The organism is Thalassospira sp. B30-1, from assembly GCF_015767575.1.
Taxonomy (GTDB): domain Bacteria; phylum Pseudomonadota; class Alphaproteobacteria; order Rhodospirillales; family Thalassospiraceae; genus Thalassospira; species Thalassospira xiamenensis.
Genome location: NZ_CP065232.1, coordinates 1,011,129 through 1,030,814, shown reverse-complemented (window position 1 = coordinate 1,030,814; position 19,686 = coordinate 1,011,129). Strand labels below are relative to the sequence as shown.

Sequence of the window (19,686 nt, the reverse complement as noted above, 5' to 3'; positions counted from 1 at the left end):
AGGACAAGATGTGATCCATGTCATACTTGTGTCCTTCTGCTGTGCTTCGCCTGTCCTCACCACAATCCCTGCCCCATCTTCACCAAATTTGCGCTAAACAATGGAACCGTTCAAACCATTACCCATAGGGGTCTCGATCATGCCTGTACGCCGTATTGTCATCGGCATTGGTGTTTCTCTGATTTCCATTTGCGCCGCCGGTGCAAATGCCTTTGCGCTTGAAACGCAAAAGGCGCGCGAAATCATGGATGGAATCCTGATGCAAAACGGCATTTCCGCAACCGAAACATCCGCGGAAAACAGCAACGGTGCGGTCACCTTTACCTATGACGGTGTGCGCCTTGATCTCAGTGGCTACAGCACCGCGCGTGAACTGGCCCTTGAAGATGTCCGGGTAACGCTAAGCGATACCGATATCGCCAATCAGGTCGATATCGACATTGCCCTGCCCGAACGCGGCAAGATGCTGGCCGATGCCACCAGTGACCAGCGCGAACTGACCATGCGCAAGGCGCTCGGCAGCCTGCGCTGGAACTACATAAACGGCACCGCGGTCAATTTCACGGGTGCGGCCGATTTCCTGATTGGCGATGAACCGATCACGCGCAAACACTGGCTGATGAACGGACTTGTCATTCGATGGCTGCCTGACGAAGCCCGGATTTCGTGGCAGGCCGCCGAATGGACCGGCCCGAACCGGGAAAAACGCGGCGCGGTCAAATCGACAAGCTTCCTGCTCTATCCCGGCGAAAATGGCGAAACCCATCTTGACTACGCCCATGATGGCCTTTGGCTGCCAAGCCTGCTGCAACCGCGCACCGTGCGCATCAAAAGCAGCAGCACCGGCCTGCCCTGGCTCGAAGCCAAACCAGTCATTGAAAAGGGCTTCAATGATATGCTGACCGGTCTTGCGCCGCGCGCCGCCCGCCGCCAGATCGCCAACGAGCTTTGGCAAAAGGCCGCCGATAACGGTGCCCCGGTCAAGATTGATGAAATCTATGTCGAAGGCCGCGGCCTCGAAGCACTGGGCAAGGGTGAATTCATCGCCCAGCAGGCCGCGCGCTACGGCTTTGCAGGCCAGCTTGACCTTGACCTGATCGGACGCGAACGCCTTCAGGACCTGATCGGGACCCCGCAAAGCCCGACCCTGCTGGGCGCGCTGGTGCCCTTTGCTGTCGATGGCCTTGCCGCCGGTGAACCCGGCAAACAGGGCATGACGAATTACGATGTCGAACTATTGCGCGATGGCCGGATTGTCGTGAATGGCGTAACGGTATTCAGCGCCGCAAGTGGCAGCTGATAACAACGGAAAACCTGATGCCGACGACCTGCAACCGGATCGTGATCTACACGAAAAAGATCGACGAAATGGTCCATTTCTACTGCGATCTTTTCGTCTATCAGGCCATCCGCCTCGAAGGTGACCGCATCGTCGAACTCAGACCCGCCCTTGATGGGCTGATCCTGATGCTCCATCCCGCGGGCAAGGGCCAGAAAGAAGGCCAGTCGCTGATCAAACTGGTCTTTGACGTCAAGCATGTTGAAGCCTTCCGCAAGCAACTGGTGGCCCGTGGCGTTGATGTCGGCCCGATCCATCAGGCGGATGGCTATCAATTCGCCAATATGAAAGACCCGTCCGGAAATCCGGTTTCGATTTCCAGCCGGGCCTTTGCAATCCGTTCCTGACCGGGCTCAGATACCCTGTCCGTATGCTCCCTCATTCCCGGCAATGCTTTGCGCCCCTTGCGACATCCTGTTGACGGATAATGCGGAACTTCGCATGATCCGGTGACACGGTCGGCCTGCCACATGCCGACCCAATAAATCAGGGAGCCTCATTCAATGAAACTTTTCAAATCCGGTGCGCTTTCAGGCCTTCTGATCGCGGGTACAATGATTGCCGCCATGAACAGCGCATCCGCCGAACCGATCAAGGTCGGCATCGCCAATTTCGGTGAACATCCGCAGCTTAACGCGTCCATCGCGGGCTTCAAGGAAGCCATGGCCGCCAACGGCTTTGCCGAGGGCACGGATGTTGTCTATTCCGAAAGCCACACCAATTTTGATGCGTCTCTGGTGCCCCAGATGATCGCGAAATTGCAGGCCGAAAATCCCAAACTGATCTATACCATCACCACCCCGGTCTCCCAGATCGCCAAAAAGGCACTGGCGGGTTCGGGCATTCCAATCGTGTTTTCCGCCGTGACCGATCCGGTGGCCGCCAAACTGGTCCCGTCATGGGATAAGGGCGACGACGGCATGACCGGCGCGTCCGACCTTCAGGACATCGCAGCCGTTCTTGAATTCACCCACAAATTCCTGCCCGATGCCAAACGCCTTGCCCTGCCCTATAACCCGGGCGAAGCCAATGACGTTGCCCTGCTTGAAAAGGTTCAGGAACTCGCCCCCGCCGCGGGCTTTACCGTTGTTCCGGTCGGCATCGATAACGTCAATGACATTCAGCAGCGCATCACCGCCGTCGCGGGCAAGGCTGATGTCATCTATACCCCGGCCTCAAACCTGATCCAGCCGGCAATTGCTGCGGTATCCGCCGCTGCGCGTCAGATCGGCATTCCGATTGTCAATTCCGATAGCTCGGCGGTTGCCAATGGCACCGTACCCGCCAGCTTCTCGGTCGATTACGAACAGGTCGGCCTGAATGCCGGTAAGATTGCGGCTGAAATCCTCAATGGCAAGGACCCGGCGACCATTCCGCCATCCGCACCATCCTATGAAAACCACGCCCCGATGATTTCGAAAAAGGCCTCCGCCGCCTTTGGCATCGAAATCCCGGCCGAATTCAACGATTGCGGCTGCATCGTCGAATAAATTCCGGCCTCGTCTTTTTGTTGGCGCCCCGCATTCCGGCATCACCGGGGGGCGCCAATTTTGCTTTACGGAGGATACGGATGCTTGAAATCCGGTCTGCACGAAAAACCTTTTATAAAGGCCAGCCCGACGAAAAGATCGCGCTGGACGACCTGTCGCTTACTCTCCAGACCGGCGAATTCGGTGTTGTCATCGGCTCCAACGGGGCGGGCAAAAGCACGATGCTAAACGCCATTTCCGGCGCAATGCCCCTTGATCGCGGTCAGATCCTGATCAATGGCGATGATGTCACCAATATGCCCGTGCATAAACGCGCCATGCGCATTGCGCGCGTGTTTCAGGACCCGATGCTCGGCACTGCCGCCAGCATGACGGTGGCCGAAAACATGCTTCTGGCCGAACTGCGCAGCAAAAGCCGCACCTTCGCCCGTGGCCTGAATGCCAAACGCCTTTCGGATTACAAGGAACGCCTGTCGATCCTGGGCCTTGGTCTTGAAAACCGGCTTGATACCCGCGTTGAACTGCTCTCCGGCGGGCAACGTCAATCGCTTTCGCTCATCATGGCGGTCGGCGGATCGCCCGATCTGCTGTTGCTTGATGAACATACCGCGGCCCTTGATCCGCGCACCGCTGATCTTGTCATGGGGGCAACCGTGCGCGCGGTTGACGCCCTTAAACTCACCACCCTGATGGTCACCCATAACATGCAGCACGCGGTTGATTACGGCCATCGCGTCATCATGCTGGATGCCGGAAAGGTCAAACTGGAAATCGGCGGCGAAGAAAAGGCCGATGTCACGGTGGCAAAGCTGATCGATCATTTCTCGGTTAAATCTGACGCCATGTTGCTGGGGGCCTGATCGATCATGGAATTCCTTTCTTCCACCTTCACAAGCTATGTGGCGCTCGTGCCGGTCACGCTGGCACAAAGCCTGATCCTGGCTTTCGTCGTCATGGGCATCATGATCCCGTTCCGCACCCTGCATTTCCCCGACCTCACCAGCGAAGGCGCCTATCCGCTGGGCGGCTGTGTTGCCGGGGTTCTGATTGCCGCCGGGGTCAATCCGGCACTCGCCATCATCGCGGCCCTTCTGTGCGGTTTTGCTGCCGGGTGCTGTACGGCACTCATCCATCTGCGGTTTCGCATTCACACGCTTCTGGCCGGTATCCTGATGATGACGATGCTTTACAGCATCAATCTGCGCATCATGGGCAAATCGAACCTGTCGATCTTTGGCACCGGTTCGGTGTTTGACTGGGCGCCCTTTGTCACCCCCGGTTTCCCGGCGGCCAAGATCATCATTGCCGGGATCATCGGGGCGGCGGTGTTTGTGGCGCTTAACTGGTTTTTCAAAACCGAAAAGGGCACGGCAATGCGCGCCGTCGGGGCCAACCCGGCCATGGCCGAGGCCCAGGGCATTTCCGTCTGGGTTTCGACCATCGGCGGTGTTGGCCTTGCCAGTGCCTTTTCGGCCACCAGCGGCGCGCTTATGGTCCAGTCACAGGGCTTTGCCGATGTGAATATGGGCCTTGGCATCCTGATCAACGGCTTGGCCGCCCTCATGATCGGCGAGGCCATCGTTGGCAAACAAAGCGTCTTTCGCCAGCTCCTCGCCCCGTTTGTCGGCGCGATCATCTATTATCAACTGGTGTCGCTTTGCCTGGCCGCCGGGATGCCTCCGCCCGACCTGAAACTGGCAACCGGGCTTTTCGTGCTGGCCATGCTGGCCCTGCCCAGCCTCAAACGCGGGCGCGGCGGCACACCCGCCCGCGAAAAGTTCCGCGAATGAAAGACAAGGGCGGGGTCAATTGGCCCCGCCCTTTCCATGTCGTCAGAAATCAACCGCGCTGCAAAAACAACACGATATCCTTCACTTCCGCTTTCTCCCCCTCCGGCCCGGTAACGTTGCGCACCGCGTACCCGGCCTTGTGCAAAATCCACTCATCGGGTCCAAGATCAAGCCCGTCGAGCTCTTCCTGAAGGGTCGGGAACTGATGTTCGCCATTTCCCTTGCGCCACGGCGGGGCCGATGCGTGCGCGATACACAGGAAATATCCGCCCGGCACCAGCTTTGCCATCGCACGCCGAAGGATGTCGGCCCGTGCAAGGGCGACCGGTGACTGAAAATAGGATGCGGTGACAAGGTCATATTCCCCATCCGGCATCTCGCGTTCCAGATCGCAGGCGACAAACAGAACCCGGCCAGAAAAATCACTCCCCACCAAGCGTTTCTGCGCCCGCTCTATCGCGGTTTGCGAAATATCCGCCCCCGTCACATCCCAGCCCCGCCCGGCCAGCCAAAGCGCATCGTCCCCGTGCGAACAGCCGATATCCAACACCCGCCCCGGCGTCAGATCGGCGACATACCGCACCAGCAACTCCCCCGGATTACCGGAATAATCGGTCTTTTTTGTTCGGTAATGATCTTCCCAGAATTCAACCGGGTTTTCCGCCCTTTCGGTCGCGTTTTGCATCGGAAATGCTCCTTCATCACAAGCCATATCGAATCATGTAACTTATGATGTATCTTAAAAGCAGCCCCCGTCAAGCACACATCGAAAACAAAACAGCCCGGCGGAATATTGGCCGCCGGGCTGCTGCGAATGTGCGGGCTGCACCGCAGCCTAGCTCAGATGTTTATTAAACCACGCAATCGTGCGATCCCATGCAAGCTTCGCCTGTTCCTCGTCATAGCGAGGTGTTGAATCATTATGGAACCCGTGATTGGCGCCGGGATAGATATAGGCCTCATAAACCTTGTTGTGTTCCTTCAATGCCGCCTCATATGCGGGCCATCCTTCATTGATCCGCGTGTCAAGCTCGCCAAAATGCAACAGCAACGGTGCCTGAATGCGCGGCACATCGGCCACGTCCGCCTGGCGGCCATAGAACGGCACCGCCGCCCCCAGTTCCGGATAAGCCACCGCCGCCGCATTCGAAACACCCCCGCCATAACAAAAACCGGTAATGCCGATCTTGCCGGTGGTCGCCTCATGCGCGGTCAGGAATTCGATGGCGGCAAAGAAATCATTCATCAATTTGGTCGGGTCGACCTGTCGCTGCAATTCCCGGCCCTTGTCATCATTGCCGGGATATCCGCCAACCGATGTCAGCCCATCCGGGGCAAGGGCAATAAAGCCCGCCTTGGCCACCCGGCGCGCGACATCCTCGATATAGGGATTAAGCCCGCGATTTTCGTGCACCACCACCACACCGGGCAGCTTGCCGGTCGCGTTGGCCGGTTTGACGAAATAGCCGCGCTCCTCGCCATGGCCGTTGGGCGACGGATACATGATATATTCCGCGACAATATCGGGATCGGTAAACTCGACCTGTGTCGCCAGCGCATAATCCGGGCTAAGCGACGCCAGAACCGACATCGCGGTGACCCCGCCGACGGTATATTTCGCGGCCCGGTCAAGGAATTCGCGCCGCGAAATGATCCCGTGCGCATAAAAATCATAAAGCTCAAGCAATTGTGGCGAGAAATCTTTAGCCGTCAAACGGTTCATTACAGGCTCCCTTCGGTATTAACCGGGGCGGAAATCATGAATGCGGTGGCAGGAATGCGAAAAGTTTTCGGCAATCCGCATCGGCAGGCAAATCACAAATCCGCTATCGGTGAACCAGTTCACCTCCTCCTTCCTCCCGGCGCGAAAATGCGCAAACCAAAAACGGCCGCCCCGATGGGACGACCGTCTTTTGCAAACCGGCGGATGCTTCAAAGCACCTTGGCCTACCAGCTATATTTCAACGTCGCCAGAACCGTGCGGCCATCGCCATAGAAACGGCTGCCAAACGTGTTGGACGATACATATTCCCGATCAAGCAGGTTGGTCGCATTGACCGCAAGGCTGACATTGTCCGTCACCATATAATTCACCATGGCATCCACCACCGTATGCGATCCCAGCAGATCGGCATTGGCATCATTGTTATAGCGTGACCCGACAAAACGCAGGCCCCCACCAATCGTCAGGTCGCCAAACGCGCCATGTTCTGGAATGGTATAATCAAGCCACGCCGACGCGGTATGTTCAGGAACGTTTGACGGACGGTTACCGACATTGGCCGTCACCACATCGTCTTTGATTTCGGCATCAAGATAGGTATAGGCCAGCGTCAGGTTGGTCCGCGCGTCAAGCGACATCTTGCCTTCAAGCTCAAGCCCCCGCGAATTGATCTCGCCAATCTGCTGATAGGTCGACGTCGTGGAATTCCACTGCGAAACGTTTTCCTGCGTCAGATCAAACAGGGCCGCAGTAAACATCGCATCAATCGCAATCGGCTGATATTTGACACCAACCTCGTATTGCGTGCCTTCCTGTGGCGCGGTCCCGTCCGGGCGGGATGCCGCACTGCCATAAACCGGCTGGAAGGATTCCGAATAGTTCCCGTAAACCGAAACCTCATCCGTCGCCTTATAGGTCAGGCCAACGCGCGATGTGAATTTGTGGTCATCACGTTCGTCAAGCGTACCGCTGCTGATCGTGTCCGTATCGCTTTGGACATAATCGAAACGCCCCCCCACGGTGGCGATCCAGTCATCGGCAATCGTAAGCTGTTCCTGCGCATAAAGACCATAGGCCGCCTGCGTGATTTCCGTGTCCGAACTGCTGGTAAAGTTGATGCATGAAAGCCCGCAATAAGCCGGGTTATAGGGATCAATCGGCGATGCCGTCCCGTCAAAACGTTTTTCCCGGTTCTGATCCCGGTTGAAGTCAAAACCCACCAGCGTCTTGCTATCGAACGTTTCATTCAGTGCGGTATCGTATTGCACCTGGTTGTCGACGGCGAAACGGTCAAGCTCGCCGTAAATCGCAAAAGCCCAACGATTGCCAAGCGGCGTGGTGTCGTTCAGATAAACCGTCTCGTAATCCAGATCGACATGGGTATATCGCGCATTCTGGCGGAATTGCAGCTTGTCGGTAATCTGGTGCGAGAACTCGTAACCGATATTGGTTTCTTCGGTATCGAAAGTGTTGAAATCCGGTTCACCGAAAAACGCATTGCGGCTGGTTTCGATCCCGGTCGGGAAGCCATAACCCAGATTGCTTTCGCGGTTGCTGTAACTGGTCAGGATCGTCAATTCCGTTCCCGCCTTCGGCTTATAGGTAAAGGCCGGTGCCACATAAATGCGGTCATCCTGCGAATAATCCTGTTCGCGTTCCGCATCCTGCCAAAGCCCGGTCAGGCGATAGGTCCAGTTGCTGCCTTCCGCAACCGGCCCGGTCACATCGCCGCCACCCCTTACGTGATCTTCGCCAAAGGTCGTGAAAACCTCTCCCCCCGCTTCATCCTGCGGGCGCTTGGTAATCAAATTCACCAGGCCCCCCGGCCCGTTCATGCCAAACAGGCTCGATGTCGATCCTTTCAGGACATCAACCTGCTGAAGGCCATAGGGTTCCTGGCGGGCGGTTGTGAAGTTATAGGTCCGCGACGACAATCCATCGCGATAGGTCGAAAGCGACGAATAAAATCCCCGGATACGGATATAGTCATACCGCACATCCGATCCGTATTCGCCCGCCTGCACGCCTGCACTATAGGCCACCGCCTGCTGCACATCCTGCACATTGCGCGTTTCCAGTTCCTTCTGCGTCACGACAGAAACGGCGGCGGAATCATCCAAAATCGGCGTATCGGTTTTCGATGCGGTGCGCGACCGGCTGGCAACAACGCTGTCGCGTGTCGGACCCATCGGGCCATAGGCCCCCTCTGCATTGCCCTCAACCCGGATCGGATCAAGAACTTCGCCTTCGGCGGCGGCACCGGTTACGATCTGTTCGACCACCACCGTGCCGTCATCGGAAATATTGTAACTCAGGCCACTTCCGGCAAACAGCCGGTCCAGCGCCTGCTGCGATGTCATGCTGCCGCTGACCGCAGGCGCATCAATCCCGCGCACAAGCGCCCCATCCACCGTAATCTGAAGCCCCGACTGCTGCCCGAACAGGGCCAGCGCACTGGTCATCGACTGCGCCGGGATATCAAACGCATGTGACGCGCCAAGGACCCCCGCCCCGCTTTGCGCCACCTGTTGCTGTGCCATCGCCGGTGCCGCAATCAATACCGGCACCAATGCGCTTGTCACCAAAAGCGCGCCTGCGAAAACCGTCTGTCTGCTGCGGCTCCGCATGCCCGCCTTACCCCCTGTGGTCATTCCGTCATCTCCGTTCTGCGTCACATCCACGATCGCAAATGAGAATAAAAACGCTTCTCACTTGCGCTTAAAACACAAAACGCGCCTCAGGGGATTTTTTTCAAAAAAACTTCGGGAAATTTTTCAGATTTTTGTCAAACGGGCTGTTTCAGGCCGTTCTCAGGATGCCGACACCAGCAAAATCCACGGTGTCACCTGCCGCACCACGGCATTTTGCGCCCGCGCAATCCCGCGAAGGGCTGCCAGCGGATCGGCAAGGTTATAAACCCCCGTCACCGTCCGGGTCGCCAGCGCATCATCGGTGATGATGATCCGGCCCGGATAATAACGCCGCAACCCGTCAATCACGGTGCCCAACGGCTGATCCTGCGCAATCAGCTGGTTCTGTCGCCAGCTCGCGATCTGCCCGGCCGGAAGGCTGCCACGCGCCACCGCCCCCTGCCATGTCACACTGGCACTTTGTCCGGCTTCAAGCATTTCATGAACCGGCGGGTTAATCGCATCAAATCCGACCCGCACCAATCCATGTTCGACCGCAACCAGCGTACCGGCATCATTGCGCCGCACGTCAAACCCGGTGCCCAGAACCGTGACATCGACATCCTCCGACGATACCCGGAATGGCCGTTTTGGATCGGGCGTCACGTCAAAAAACGCTTCACCGCCCAAAAGCGCGATATGGCGCTCCCCCGCCTCAAACCGCACCCGGATCGCACTTTCCGGTGCCATCGTCACCGTGCTGGCATCGGCAAGGGTGATGGTCCGCATTTCGGCGGTGTCGGTCACATAATCGGCCTGCCAGCCGGTCACGGCACGGCTAACGATCCCCGGCCCGACCACGGCGGCAAAAAGCGATGCGGCAATTGCAAGCCCGCCACCAAGCAGCATCTTCCGCCGTCCGAACGTCGGGCGGACAATATTGTCTTTACGCGATGATGATGAAACAGATGATCCGTCACCGCCCGCCCGCATCTCATGCACAAACGGCTGCCATCGGTCGGCATGTTCGGGCACACCTGCCGCCATCACATCGGCTGCCAGGCGGGTTGCGTTCCATGCCTGCATATGGGCCGGGTCGGCATCGCACCATGCCGCGAATGCACGCAGAATATCCTGATCGTCCGGCTCTTCCTGCAACAGGATCAGCCAGTCGGTCGCCTCCCGTGAGGCCTGCGGCGGGATCGCATCTGTGTTCGCTGCCATTCTCGTCTCTATTCCCGGTCGGTATCGCAGATTGCGGGTGCGCACCGGCCTGCCCCGCAAAATACCAAAGCCAAAATCCCTGCAACTACTAAACGCATTTGCGGAACTTTTTTCTATAAATATTGTGAAACCGGCTCATGCCTGATCCAGCCGCTGTTTGCAATGCTCGATCCCGTCCGCCACCAGCTTGTGCGCCAGCGGCACGGATATGCCAAGGAAGGCGGCAATTTCCTTAAGCTTCGCGCCGCCAAACCGATGCATTTCACATGCAATGCGGGTACGTTCGGGCAATTCATCCATCGCCGCCATCACGATCGCATATTCATCCTTGTAAAGGGCGACGGTTTCCGGGTCCGGGGTGGCATCGGGCGATGTCCGGGCGGCTTCGTCATAATCCCCCGCCGATGTCAGGCGGCTTTCACGCACCAGCCTGCGTTTGCTATCCAGTGCCAGGTTGCGCACGATCCGGTAAAGATACCCCGTCGCATCCTCGATCAGCCGCCCGTCCGATGCCGCGTCAAACCGCAACCACGCTTCCTGCACCAGATCCTCGGCCTGCACGCGATTGCCCGTGATGCTGCTGGCATAATTCACCAGCGCCGGACGGTGCGACATGAAAAGGACAAGGGCATTGGGGTTCGCGGACAAAGCCGTATCTTCCTTCTGGACCGGCACAAACAATGGCGTATCGGAAACCGGAAACGTCACTAGCAGATATTAAGACTGATTATCAATATCTTTCGCAATCTTCCCCGCCACATTCGAAAACGTTCCTTTACCAAATGGCGCTATACTCCGCGCAAGCAAGAAAGGGGGAAACCGCCATGAAAACCAGAATCCGCAAAAGCAGCCTCGTCATCCTGATCACCGGGGCCGCCGCCGCCACCTTCCTGATCGTCAGCAACCAGCTGGCCCATCGCGGCGAGGAACAGGGCGATATCGCGCGCGGCAAATCGATTGCCGAACAAACCTGCCTGCGCTGCCATATGGAATTTGCCGGTGATCCCTATCCCGACCCCGAAATCACCACCGCCCCACCGCTCGCAAGCTTCGGCCAGCGCTGGCCGATTGAAAACCTCGAAGAAGCCTTGGCCGAGGGCATCACCGTGTCGCATGATCAACTGACCATGCCGGAATTCACCTTCACGCCGGAAACCATCGCCGATCTTCTGGCCTATATGGATGATCTTTCCCAACGGGCCGATGCAGACCGGCAAACTGATCCCGAATGATCCGGCCCGGCGGATGGTCTTTTTATCTTTTAAAAACCTGCCAAATATCCACTTTGCGCAACCCCTTATCCAGATTGCGCAGAATAAAGCCTAAGGCCCCAGATAGCGGGTTGTCCCCTTGGCAAAAGTCGCCCAAAGGATTGGGAAATCATCATTTCTCATGACCGAAGGCGTGCTGTCATATGGATCCGCATCAACCATCCCGGCGGGCACGTCAATTCTCCTGCTGGCGTGGTATCTTTGCGCACACCCGATACGGTCTTGTCCCCCTGATCCTGTCATGCGCCGCACCAATCGGATCGGCACAGGCCGCAACGTTCAACGTGACCAACACCGCCGATAGCGGTGCCGGTTCCCTGCGTCAGGCGATTTTTGATGCCAACGCTGCGGGTGGTAGCAACACCATCGATGTCCAAAATGGTCTGGGCACCATCACGCTGACCAGCGGCGACCTGAACGCGCTGAACAGCAACATCACGCTGAACGGCAATGGCAATACACTCAGTGGCAATAACGCGTTTCGCGGCCTGTTTGTTTATTCCGGCACCGTGGCAATCAACGACCTGACCATCGAGAATGCGGTTGCATCTGGCGGCGATGCAGGCCAGGCCGCAGGCGGCGGGGCCGGGCTTGGCGGGGCGCTGTTCGTCAAGGATGGCGCCAATGTCACCATCAGCAACCTTGTCGCGCAAAACAACGCCGCAACCGGCGGTGATGGCGGTGCACAAACCGCAAGTGGGGTCACCGGCGGCGGCGGCGGCATGGGGGGTGATGGCGGCACGGTTGTCAGTGGCACTAACGGCGGCGGCGGCGGCCTTGGCAGCGGGGCAACCGGTGGATCAAATAGTGGCAATGGCGGTGACGGGATCGCCCAGGGCGAAGGTGCCGGTGGGGATGGCGCCGATCTCGGCGGCGGGGGTGGTACGGGCGGCAACAATGGCGGCGGCGGGGGTTCTGGCGACCAGTCGGTCGGCGGCGGCGGTGTCAACGGCATTGATGGCACGTTCACCGACGACCCCGATGGCGGCTTTGGCGGCGGCGGCGGCAAAGCCGGCAATGGCGGTTTTGGCGGCGGGGGTGGCGCATTCCGGGGCGATGGCGGTTTTGGCGGCGGCGGCGGTGGTGGCGGCCTTGGCAGCGTCGCCAATGTCGGTCAGGGCGGATTTGGCGCGGGCAACGGTGTCTCAAGCGGTACCATCTCTCAGGCGGCCGGGGGTGGTGGCCTTGGTGCCGGGGGTGCCATCTTTGTGATGGATGGCGCAACCCTGACCATCGCCGGAACCCTGACCGTCAATAACAACACTGTCACCGGCGGAAACGGCGGAAACGGTGCGGCGGGCACCGCCGAGGACGGCTCTGCCTTTGGCGATGGTGTTTTCCTGCAAGGCAGCGGCACCCTGACCTTCAATCCTGATACCGGCGATACACAAACCCTTGCCAATACCATCACCGATCAGGCCGGATCGGGCGGCACCGGAAGCTGGGCACTGACCAAAAACGGCGCAGGCACCCTGACACTCAGTGCCGCCAACAGCTATTCCGGCGCAACAAACCTTTCGGCGGGCACGTTATCCCTGTCGGGATCGGGAACACTCGGAAATGCCGCAGGTGCGCTGAACCTGACCGGCGGCACGCTCGATCTCGGCACGACGACACAGACCCGCACCGGCACCATCACACTCAATGGTGCAACCGTGTCAAATGGCACATTGTCATCATCGGGCACCTTCGATACCCAGTCGGGCACCATCAGTGCCGTTCTGGCCGGGACCGGGGCGCTTGCCAAAACCGGAACCGGCACCGTCACGCTCAGCGGGGCCAACACCTATACCGGCACAACGGACCTTTCGGCGGGAATATTAACCCTGTCAGGATCGGGAACACTCGGGGATGCCGCAGGCGCACTTAACCTCACCGGTGGAACGCTTGATCTCGGCACGACAACACAGACCCGCACCGGCACCATCACACTCAATGGCGCAACCGTGTCAAACGGCACATTATCATCATCGGGCACTTTCGCGACCCAGTCGGGCACCATCAGCGCCGTTCTGGCCGGAACCGGGGCGCTTGCCAAAACCGGCACCGGCACCGTCACACTCAGCGGGGCCAACACCTATTCCGGGGCCACGACTGTCTCAGGTGGCACATTGTCGGTTAACGGCTCTGCCACTTCTTCGGCCTTCACGGTCCAGAACGGCGGTACCCTTGGCGGCACCGGCACCGTAGGGGCGACGACCTTGCAGTTGGGCGGCATTCACGCGCCGGGCAATTCCATCGGCACCCAGACCGTCAATGGCGCCTATCTCCTCAATGCCGGTTCCATCCTCGAGATCGAGGTGGATAGTGCTGGCAATTCCGACAAGGTCATCGTGACCGGCACGGTCGACATCACCGGCTCGACGCTGCGGGTCAAAGGCGTATCGGGGAACAATTTCTCCGGTCAAACCACCTATAATTACGTAATCATCGAAAATGATGGCGTTGATGCGATTACCGGCGATTTTGCAACGATTGACAATCAGCTTGCCTTTTATGACGCCGCCCGTTCCACCGTCGGCGGCACCGGCAATGATGTCTCCCTGACACTGACACGCAACGCCAGCGGCTTTACCGACATTGCCACAACCCCCAATCAAAAAGCCGTCGCAGGCCAGATCGGGAACCTTTCGGGCACGGACGGCACCACCATCAGCAACGCCATTCTCGGCCTGACGGATACCGGGGCGCAGCACGCCTATCAGCAACTCTCAGGCGATATCTTTGCCGCGGGCCCCACCATGAATGACCGCATCACCCATCAGGCCACCGGCCAGATCGGGGCACGCCTTGCCGATCTGAATCGCAGCCGCAACATTGCCCAAACCGTCAGCGGGTCCCTTGTCGCCGCCAGCACCCTGTCCCCCGCCGAACTTACCGGCTTTGCCCGTTCCGGCCCGATGGCAAGTGACGCAAACATGCTGTCGCTGGGCACTGAAAATGCACCACAGGCCGCCTCCGCCATCTGGCTTCAGGCCATCGGCGCAACCGGCCGGATCGATGGTGATGGCAATGCCGACACCACCGATTACCAATGGACCGGCATGGTTGGCGGCTTTGACTCACCGCTTTCCGACACCACCATTCTGGGGGTCTATTTCGGTTATGCCGACGCCAGGAACCGTCAGGCTGGCCGGGATGCCACCCTCGATAGTCGCAATTTCATGGCCGGGTTTTATGCTACGCACGATCTTGGCAATGATTTGCGGCTTTCCGGGCAGGCCGGCTGGACCCGAACGGCAAATGACAGCCGCCGTAATCTTGATTTTGGCGGCATTGATCGCACCGCCACGGCGGATTACACCGACAATGCGCTCAATGCCAATCTTGAACTGGCAAGGGGATTTGACGTTGCCCCTAACTGGCGGGTTGTGCCCTATGGCGCGCTGGGCGTGCTCTGGAACGATCATGACGCCTTTACCGAGACCGGGGCCGGATCGGCCAATCTGTCACGCGCATCTGACAGCACCCTGACCGGAACCGCAAGCCTTGGCCTGCGGATGGCGGGCATGTTTGAAACCGGCAATGGCAAAACACTGATCCCGCAATTCCGGCTTGGCTGGGACCATCACCTTGGCCCGACAGCCAACAGCACCACATTGGCCTTTACCGGCACATCCTCCTTCACGGTCGCAGGCAGCGAAACCGACCGCGATACACTGGTCGGCAATCTCGGCTTTGCCCTTGCCGATGACGATGGCTGGAGCTTCTATGCCGATTACCAGCCCTCGATCTCAAAAAGCCGCCGCGAACATGCCCTCGGTGCCGGGTTCAGGATGAAGTTCTGAGCCCCACCGCACCACGAACGCCCATGCCCTCCCCGTCATTCCCGCGCGGGCGAGAATCCAGTCCTCCGTGCCACCCCCTCTAAACCAACCGTCAAGCCCGCTGCACCATGGACTCCCGCTTTCGCGGGAGTGACGGCGGGTGTGTGTGCTCTCCCCTTAAAACCCGTTACCAAACCCGCCCCGCCCGCTCACGGGCCATAACACCGACCTCACGCTTATGTGATTGCACGTGATTAAATCGCACACGATTTAATTGCACGATCATAAATTCGCGGCTACAAGCATTTCATCGAAACAACGTTTGGCCGGTCATCGGCGAAACCGGGAAAAGGAAGATGAAAATGCTGAATGTGAAAAACCTGCTCAAGGCGACCGCTTTTGCTTTTGGCCTGATGGCCGCTCAATCTCCGGCCTTTGCCGCTGACACTGCGGCCGCGAATGCCGCCAACACCAAACCAACCATCCTTCTGGTCCATGGTGCCTTTGCCGCCTCTGACAGCTGGGACGGTGTTGCACCGATCCTGCAGGACGAAGGATATCGCGTGATCAGCGTTGCCAACCCGCTGCGCAGTGTTTCGGGCGATGCCGCCTATACCCGCTCGCTTATCGACAGCATTCCGGGTGACGTGGTTCTGGTCGGTCATTCCTACGGCGGGCCGGTCATCAGCAACGCCGCAACCGGTGCAGCCAATGTGAAATCGCTGGTCTATGTCGCCTCTTTCGCCCCGGAAAAGGGTGAAACCATTGCCGAACTGGCCGGAAAATTCCCCGGCGGCACATTGGGTGAAGCCCTGGCAGCCCCGGTTCCGCTCGGCAACGGTGTGAATGATCTTTATATCGATCCGGCGAAATTCCACGCGCAATTTGCCGCCGACGTGCCCGCTGACAAGGCCCGCCTGATGGCGATTGCCCAACGCCCGGTCACCGACTTTGCATTGAACGAGCCGTCTGGCGATACCGCATGGAAAGACCTGCCGTCCTACCACATCTATGGCACGGCTGATAAAAACATCCCGCCCGCCGCAATGGAATTCATGGCGCAACGCGCCAATTCACAGGAAACCGTCGTGATTGATGGCGCCTCCCACGTCGTCATGGTTTCCCACCCCAAAGCTGTTGCCGACCTGATCTTGAAGGCCGCCAACACCAACTGATCTTCAACCCCTGCCTCCCTCAACATCTGCCCGACTTTGCGCGCCGCATCCCCCATGCGGCGCGTTTTTTTTTTATGCCCGATACCTCAAAGCCAAACCTGCATCCCCCTGCAAAGTTCTTCTGCCCTACCCATATACAATGAAACACACGGTTGAATTGCGACCACCACAGAACACCGCAACCAATCGCCCCGGGGCATCGGGAAAGGACGCGGATGACATTTTTTCGCAAAATCGGGCTCGCAGCCGCCCTTTTGCTGCTCGTCCAGACAAACGTTCAGACGCACGCCAACGCGCATGAACTGCCATCGGCACACGCAACCGAAACGCTGGTCATCGTCACCAACGATTACCCGCCCTATGCGCACGCCGACGCGGATGGAAGCTTCCTGCCCGATCTGTTTGATGCCATCGGCCATGAAATGAATGTCACGTTTGAATTTCATTTCAAACCGTGGAAACGCGGCGAACAGGATGTTGAAAATCTCGAAGCATGGGGCACGCTGCCCTATCGCCGCACCGAAGAACGCGCGCGAAAATTCAATTTCTCTGATGCGCTCTATATCGAAGATTCCCCGTTTTTCGCCTATAACGCAAAGGGTCGCAAACCGGCCATTCACTATGAAGAACTCTCTGATCTCAAACCCTACCGCCTTGGCGGGATACAGGGATATTATTATCAGCCATGGTTCGAAGAAGCCGGGCTTTCCGTCGAATATGCCCTGACCGAAGAACAGAATTTCAAAATGCTTCACATCGGCCGGATTGACCTGTTCTCCACCGCGCGCTCCGTCGGCTGGTACACCATCCGAAACCTTTTCCCGCCAGAAGAAGTCGAAAAATTCTATACGATTGAAAAACCGCTGCTTGAAGGATCGGGGCTTTTCCTGATGACCTCAAAGGATTACCCGAACGGCGATGAATTGCTCGAACGCTTCAACACAGCCCTCGCCACCGTCAAGCAGAACGGCACGTTTGAAAGCCTGATGAACCGGCATGAATTGACGGTCAATTACTGACCCCACATGCAAAAGGGCCGCAGCACTTTGCCACGGCCCTTTATTATCTGAATTTCGCGGCCTTACCCCTGCCTGCGCACGGCCTCGGCACTGGCGACCACATCTTCAAGGTAGGTCCGCCAAGACGGATCAACGCTGATGCCGAAAATATCGGTCAATGTCTGCTCGACATCGCCGACCGACAGGTGATGCACCTCTTCCTCGCCTGTGCGCAGCCGGATGGTCAGGCGGTTGTTCAGCAACGTGAACCTTGCATGCGGCGCACTGCGCGCCACCATCAGAACCTTGGCAAAGCCGCTTTCGGGATGGGTGCTGGCATAAAAGTTCATCACCTCGTAATCGATATCCTCGACCGGGACGATATCGACCTCATGCACCGGCTTCCACACCCCGTCGCGTTCAAGCTCCGTCAGGTAACGGCCATTTCGCTCCCGCACGCGGAAGGTATCATGCGGGGTGACCTGCGGCACCGAAACGCCCAGCAAAAGCGGCGCGGTCGGCACACACCCGCCCAGCCCGACATCAACCAGCCACGCCTCGCCATCCAGCGTTACCCGCATCGCCATATGGCAGCGCGGCCGCGGGCCGTCACTCTCGGAATAGCCCCACAATACCCGCCCGGCAAGGCTTTCGACCTCGAAACCAAGGCTTCGCAAAACCCGCCGGAACAGGCCATTCTGCTCAAAGCAATATCCACCGCGCCCGTCAAAAATGATCTTGCGGTCCACATCATCGGGGTTAAGGCTCACGCCCTTGCGGCACAGCACATTGATCGCCTCGAACGGGATATGCGCGGGATGGAGCGCATGCAGATCGCGCAAAACCTCAAGGCTCGCCTCGCGCGGGCCGTCATAGCCGATCCGCGCGAAATAGGCATCCAGATCGACCTGCGGTTCCGGCAGGTTAAAGGGCTTCGCCCAGCTTGCGTCAATCGCGTTCTGCACGCTGGAATGGATCGTGGCATCATCGAATTTGGCGGCATTCGTCGGCAGATGCGTATTCATCGGGGGGCTCCGTGTCTTGTCCGTTCGGGGCGGTATGGGGCGGTATATCGAAGAACCTCTATCTCAGGAGCAGGACCATAGGACCTCAAGTTAAGTTCAGGTCAAACACTAATTTCAAAAACTTATCATCGAATGTTCTGCGGCCCTGCACGCCAATAAACGCATATATGTGCAACATTGCGGCATTCCAAAGGCCACAAAGGCAATTTTCCACCTTTTACACGCAACAACCAAAGCGCGACGCGACAAACCCGCCTGCTCTGTGCTATCGAAATGGTATATGATGTAACGCTCGCGAATGCCCGCACCATTCCGACGGTTCCCGAACAGACAGGAAGATGACATGCGTACTGTTTATGTGAACGGCGATTATCTGCCGGAAAATGAAGCCAAGATTTCGATCTTTGACCGTTCCTTCCTGTTTGCCGATGGCGTGTATGAAGTCACCTCGGTACTTGATGGCAAGCTGATCGATTTTAACGGTCACATGACCCGTCTGGCCCGCTCGCTCTCGGAACTGGGCTTCACCTACAAGGCCGATATCGACGAACTGCTTGAAATCCATCGCGAACTGGTCAAACGCAACGACATCACCGAGGGGCTGGTTTACCTGCAAATCTCGCGCGGATCGGCCGGTGATCGTGATTTCGCGATCAAGGATGACACCCCGGCCACGGTTGTTCTGTTCACCCAATCCAAATCCCTGATCAAATCGCCGCTGGCCGAACGCGGCCAGAAAATCCTGACCTACCCGGATGTCCGCTGGCGCCGGTCCGACATCAAAACCGTACAGCTTCTTTATGCGTCGCTTCTCAAAACCGAAGCCGCCGCCAAGGGGGCTGATGATGCGTGGATGGTGCTCGATGGTTACGTCACCGAAGGCTCGTCAAACAACGCCTATATCGTGACCCAGGATAACGTCATCGTCACCCGGCAGCTTTCCAACGACATCCTGCACGGCATCACGCGTAAGGCCGTCCTGAAATGTGCCGAGGAATTGCAGCTCAAGGTCGAAGAACGCCTGTTCACGGTCGATGAAGTCTATGCCGCCAAGGAAGCCTTCTCAACCTCGGCCTCGGCCTTTGTCTGCCCGGTCGCCGAAGTCGATGGCAAAAAAATCGGCGACGGCACGCCGGGCCCGATCGCCAAGCGGCTGCGCGAAATCTATATCGAAGCCAACCGCGCCACCGCGATCTGACCCATCCGCATCTCGCGTCCCAAACGCAAAACGCCGCTCCTTCTCGGGGCGGCGTT

16 protein-coding genes are annotated in these 19,686 nt (G+C 58.3%); 10 read left to right on the top strand and 6 right to left on the bottom strand.

The window, feature by feature from the left end; genetic code table 11:
• The first annotated feature begins 139 nt into the window (after nucleotides 1-139).
• The 5 genes from IT971_RS04745 to IT971_RS04725 all read left to right on the top strand — a co-directional run bounded on the left by IT971_RS04745 (nucleotide 140) and on the right by IT971_RS04725 (nucleotide 4,619).
• Complete coding sequence (locus IT971_RS04745) at nucleotides 140-1,300, top strand: hypothetical protein (RefSeq protein WP_063093538.1); 1,161 nt, start codon at nucleotides 140-142, stop codon at nucleotides 1,298-1,300.
• A gap of 17 nt (nucleotides 1,301-1,317) precedes the next feature.
• Entirely contained in the window at nucleotides 1,318-1,686 is a 369-nt protein-coding gene (locus tag IT971_RS04740) for a VOC family protein (protein ID WP_063093539.1), read from the top strand.
• 156 nt (nucleotides 1,687-1,842) lie between these two features.
• Nucleotides 1,843-2,829, top strand: a complete 987-nt coding sequence (locus tag IT971_RS04735) for an ABC transporter substrate-binding protein (RefSeq protein WP_063093540.1) — start codon at nucleotides 1,843-1,845, stop codon at nucleotides 2,827-2,829.
• An 80-nt stretch (nucleotides 2,830-2,909) separates the two neighbouring features.
• Nucleotides 2,910-3,689 (top strand): ABC transporter ATP-binding protein, encoded by a 780-nt coding sequence (locus IT971_RS04730; RefSeq protein WP_063093541.1) that lies wholly within the window; start codon nucleotides 2,910-2,912, stop codon nucleotides 3,687-3,689.
• Nucleotides 3,690-3,695: 6 nt separating this feature from the next.
• Nucleotides 3,696-4,619: an ABC transporter permease gene (locus tag IT971_RS04725; RefSeq protein WP_063093542.1), complete on the top strand. Its 924-nt coding sequence runs from the start codon at nucleotides 3,696-3,698 to the stop codon at nucleotides 4,617-4,619.
• Between the two features lie 49 nt (nucleotides 4,620-4,668).
• Here IT971_RS04725 and IT971_RS04720 read toward each other — a convergent pair whose 3' ends face one another.
• From IT971_RS04720 to IT971_RS04700, 5 genes are all read right to left on the bottom strand, one after another.
• On the bottom strand, nucleotides 4,669-5,304 hold the full coding sequence (locus IT971_RS04720) for a bifunctional 2-polyprenyl-6-hydroxyphenol methylase/3-demethylubiquinol 3-O-methyltransferase UbiG (RefSeq protein WP_063093543.1): 636 nt from the start codon (nucleotides 5,302-5,304) through the stop codon (nucleotides 4,669-4,671).
• A 150-nt stretch (nucleotides 5,305-5,454) separates the two neighbouring features.
• Nucleotides 5,455-6,342 (bottom strand): YghX family hydrolase, encoded by an 888-nt coding sequence (gene yghX, locus IT971_RS04715; RefSeq protein WP_063093544.1) that lies wholly within the window; start codon nucleotides 6,340-6,342, stop codon nucleotides 5,455-5,457.
• Between the two features lie 224 nt (nucleotides 6,343-6,566).
• Nucleotides 6,567-8,993, bottom strand: a complete 2,427-nt coding sequence (locus IT971_RS04710) for a TonB-dependent siderophore receptor (protein WP_063093545.1) — start codon at nucleotides 8,991-8,993, stop codon at nucleotides 6,567-6,569.
• 159 nt (nucleotides 8,994-9,152) lie between these two features.
• Nucleotides 9,153-10,196 carry a FecR family protein gene (locus IT971_RS04705; RefSeq protein WP_051682392.1) on the bottom strand — a complete coding sequence of 348 codons (1,044 nt, stop codon included), beginning with the start codon at nucleotides 10,194-10,196 and terminating at the stop codon, nucleotides 9,153-9,155.
• 135 nt (nucleotides 10,197-10,331) lie between these two features.
• Nucleotides 10,332-10,844 (bottom strand): sigma-70 family RNA polymerase sigma factor, encoded by a 513-nt coding sequence (locus tag IT971_RS04700; RefSeq protein ID WP_082822542.1) that lies wholly within the window; start codon nucleotides 10,842-10,844, stop codon nucleotides 10,332-10,334.
• Nucleotides 10,845-11,020: 176 nt separating this feature from the next.
• Between IT971_RS04700 and IT971_RS04695 the strand changes: the two genes are divergently transcribed.
• The 4 genes from IT971_RS04695 to IT971_RS04680 all read left to right on the top strand — a co-directional run bounded on the left by IT971_RS04695 (nucleotide 11,021) and on the right by IT971_RS04680 (nucleotide 17,428).
• On the top strand, nucleotides 11,021-11,428 hold the full coding sequence (locus tag IT971_RS04695; protein WP_063093546.1) for a cytochrome c: 408 nt from the start codon (nucleotides 11,021-11,023) through the stop codon (nucleotides 11,426-11,428).
• Nucleotides 11,429-11,610: 182 nt separating this feature from the next.
• A complete protein-coding gene (locus IT971_RS04690) occupies nucleotides 11,611-15,255 on the top strand; it encodes an autotransporter outer membrane beta-barrel domain-containing protein (RefSeq protein ID WP_063093547.1) in 3,645 nt (1,214 codons plus the stop codon).
• A gap of 335 nt (nucleotides 15,256-15,590) precedes the next feature.
• The gene (locus tag IT971_RS04685) at nucleotides 15,591-16,409 is read left to right on the top strand and encodes an alpha/beta fold hydrolase (RefSeq protein ID WP_196871109.1); all 819 of its coding nucleotides are present in this window, start codon (nucleotides 15,591-15,593) and stop codon (nucleotides 16,407-16,409) included.
• Between the two features lie 215 nt (nucleotides 16,410-16,624).
• Nucleotides 16,625-17,428 (top strand): ABC transporter substrate-binding protein, encoded by an 804-nt coding sequence (locus IT971_RS04680; RefSeq protein ID WP_063093548.1) that lies wholly within the window; start codon nucleotides 16,625-16,627, stop codon nucleotides 17,426-17,428.
• Nucleotides 17,429-17,490: 62 nt separating this feature from the next.
• Here the strand turns inward: IT971_RS04680 and IT971_RS04675 are convergent, their stop codons facing one another.
• Entirely contained in the window at nucleotides 17,491-18,432 is a 942-nt protein-coding gene (locus tag IT971_RS04675; protein WP_082822564.1) for an arylamine N-acetyltransferase, read from the bottom strand.
• Between the two features lie 343 nt (nucleotides 18,433-18,775).
• Between IT971_RS04675 and IT971_RS04670 the strand changes: the two genes are divergently transcribed.
• Nucleotides 18,776-19,630: a D-amino-acid transaminase gene (locus tag IT971_RS04670; protein ID WP_007092457.1), complete on the top strand. Its 855-nt coding sequence runs from the start codon at nucleotides 18,776-18,778 to the stop codon at nucleotides 19,628-19,630.
• Nucleotides 19,631-19,686 lie beyond the last annotated feature (56 nt).

What these genes read in the sequence shown, in the direction of transcription:
- IT971_RS04725 (WP_063093542.1), top strand. Translation starts at nt 3,696, where the DNA reads ATGGAATTCCTTTCTTCCACCTTCACAAGCTATGTGGCGCTCGTGCCG.
- IT971_RS04675 (WP_082822564.1), bottom strand. Translation starts at nt 18,432, where the DNA reads ATGAATACGCATCTGCCGACGAATGCCGCCAAATTCGATGATGCCACG.
- IT971_RS04705 (WP_051682392.1), bottom strand. Translation starts at nt 10,196, where the DNA reads ATGGCAGCGAACACAGATGCGATCCCGCCGCAGGCCTCACGGGAGGCG.
- IT971_RS04710 (WP_063093545.1), bottom strand. Translation starts at nt 8,993, where the DNA reads ATGACCACAGGGGGTAAGGCGGGCATGCGGAGCCGCAGCAGACAGACG.
- IT971_RS04730 (WP_063093541.1), top strand. Translation starts at nt 2,910, where the DNA reads ATGCTTGAAATCCGGTCTGCACGAAAAACCTTTTATAAAGGCCAGCCC.
- IT971_RS04740 (WP_063093539.1), top strand. Translation starts at nt 1,318, where the DNA reads ATGCCGACGACCTGCAACCGGATCGTGATCTACACGAAAAAGATCGAC.
- IT971_RS04735 (WP_063093540.1), top strand. Translation starts at nt 1,843, where the DNA reads ATGAAACTTTTCAAATCCGGTGCGCTTTCAGGCCTTCTGATCGCGGGT.
- IT971_RS04680 (WP_063093548.1), top strand. Translation starts at nt 16,625, where the DNA reads ATGACATTTTTTCGCAAAATCGGGCTCGCAGCCGCCCTTTTGCTGCTC.
- IT971_RS04745 (WP_063093538.1), top strand. Translation starts at nt 140, where the DNA reads ATGCCTGTACGCCGTATTGTCATCGGCATTGGTGTTTCTCTGATTTCC.
- IT971_RS04720 (WP_063093543.1), bottom strand. Translation starts at nt 5,304, where the DNA reads ATGCAAAACGCGACCGAAAGGGCGGAAAACCCGGTTGAATTCTGGGAA.
- IT971_RS04670 (WP_007092457.1), top strand. Translation starts at nt 18,776, where the DNA reads ATGCGTACTGTTTATGTGAACGGCGATTATCTGCCGGAAAATGAAGCC.
- IT971_RS04695 (WP_063093546.1), top strand. Translation starts at nt 11,021, where the DNA reads ATGAAAACCAGAATCCGCAAAAGCAGCCTCGTCATCCTGATCACCGGG.
- yghX (WP_063093544.1), bottom strand. Translation starts at nt 6,342, where the DNA reads ATGAACCGTTTGACGGCTAAAGATTTCTCGCCACAATTGCTTGAGCTT.
- IT971_RS04690 (WP_063093547.1), top strand. Translation starts at nt 11,611, where the DNA reads ATGGATCCGCATCAACCATCCCGGCGGGCACGTCAATTCTCCTGCTGG.
- IT971_RS04685 (WP_196871109.1), top strand. Translation starts at nt 15,591, where the DNA reads ATGAAAATGCTGAATGTGAAAAACCTGCTCAAGGCGACCGCTTTTGCT.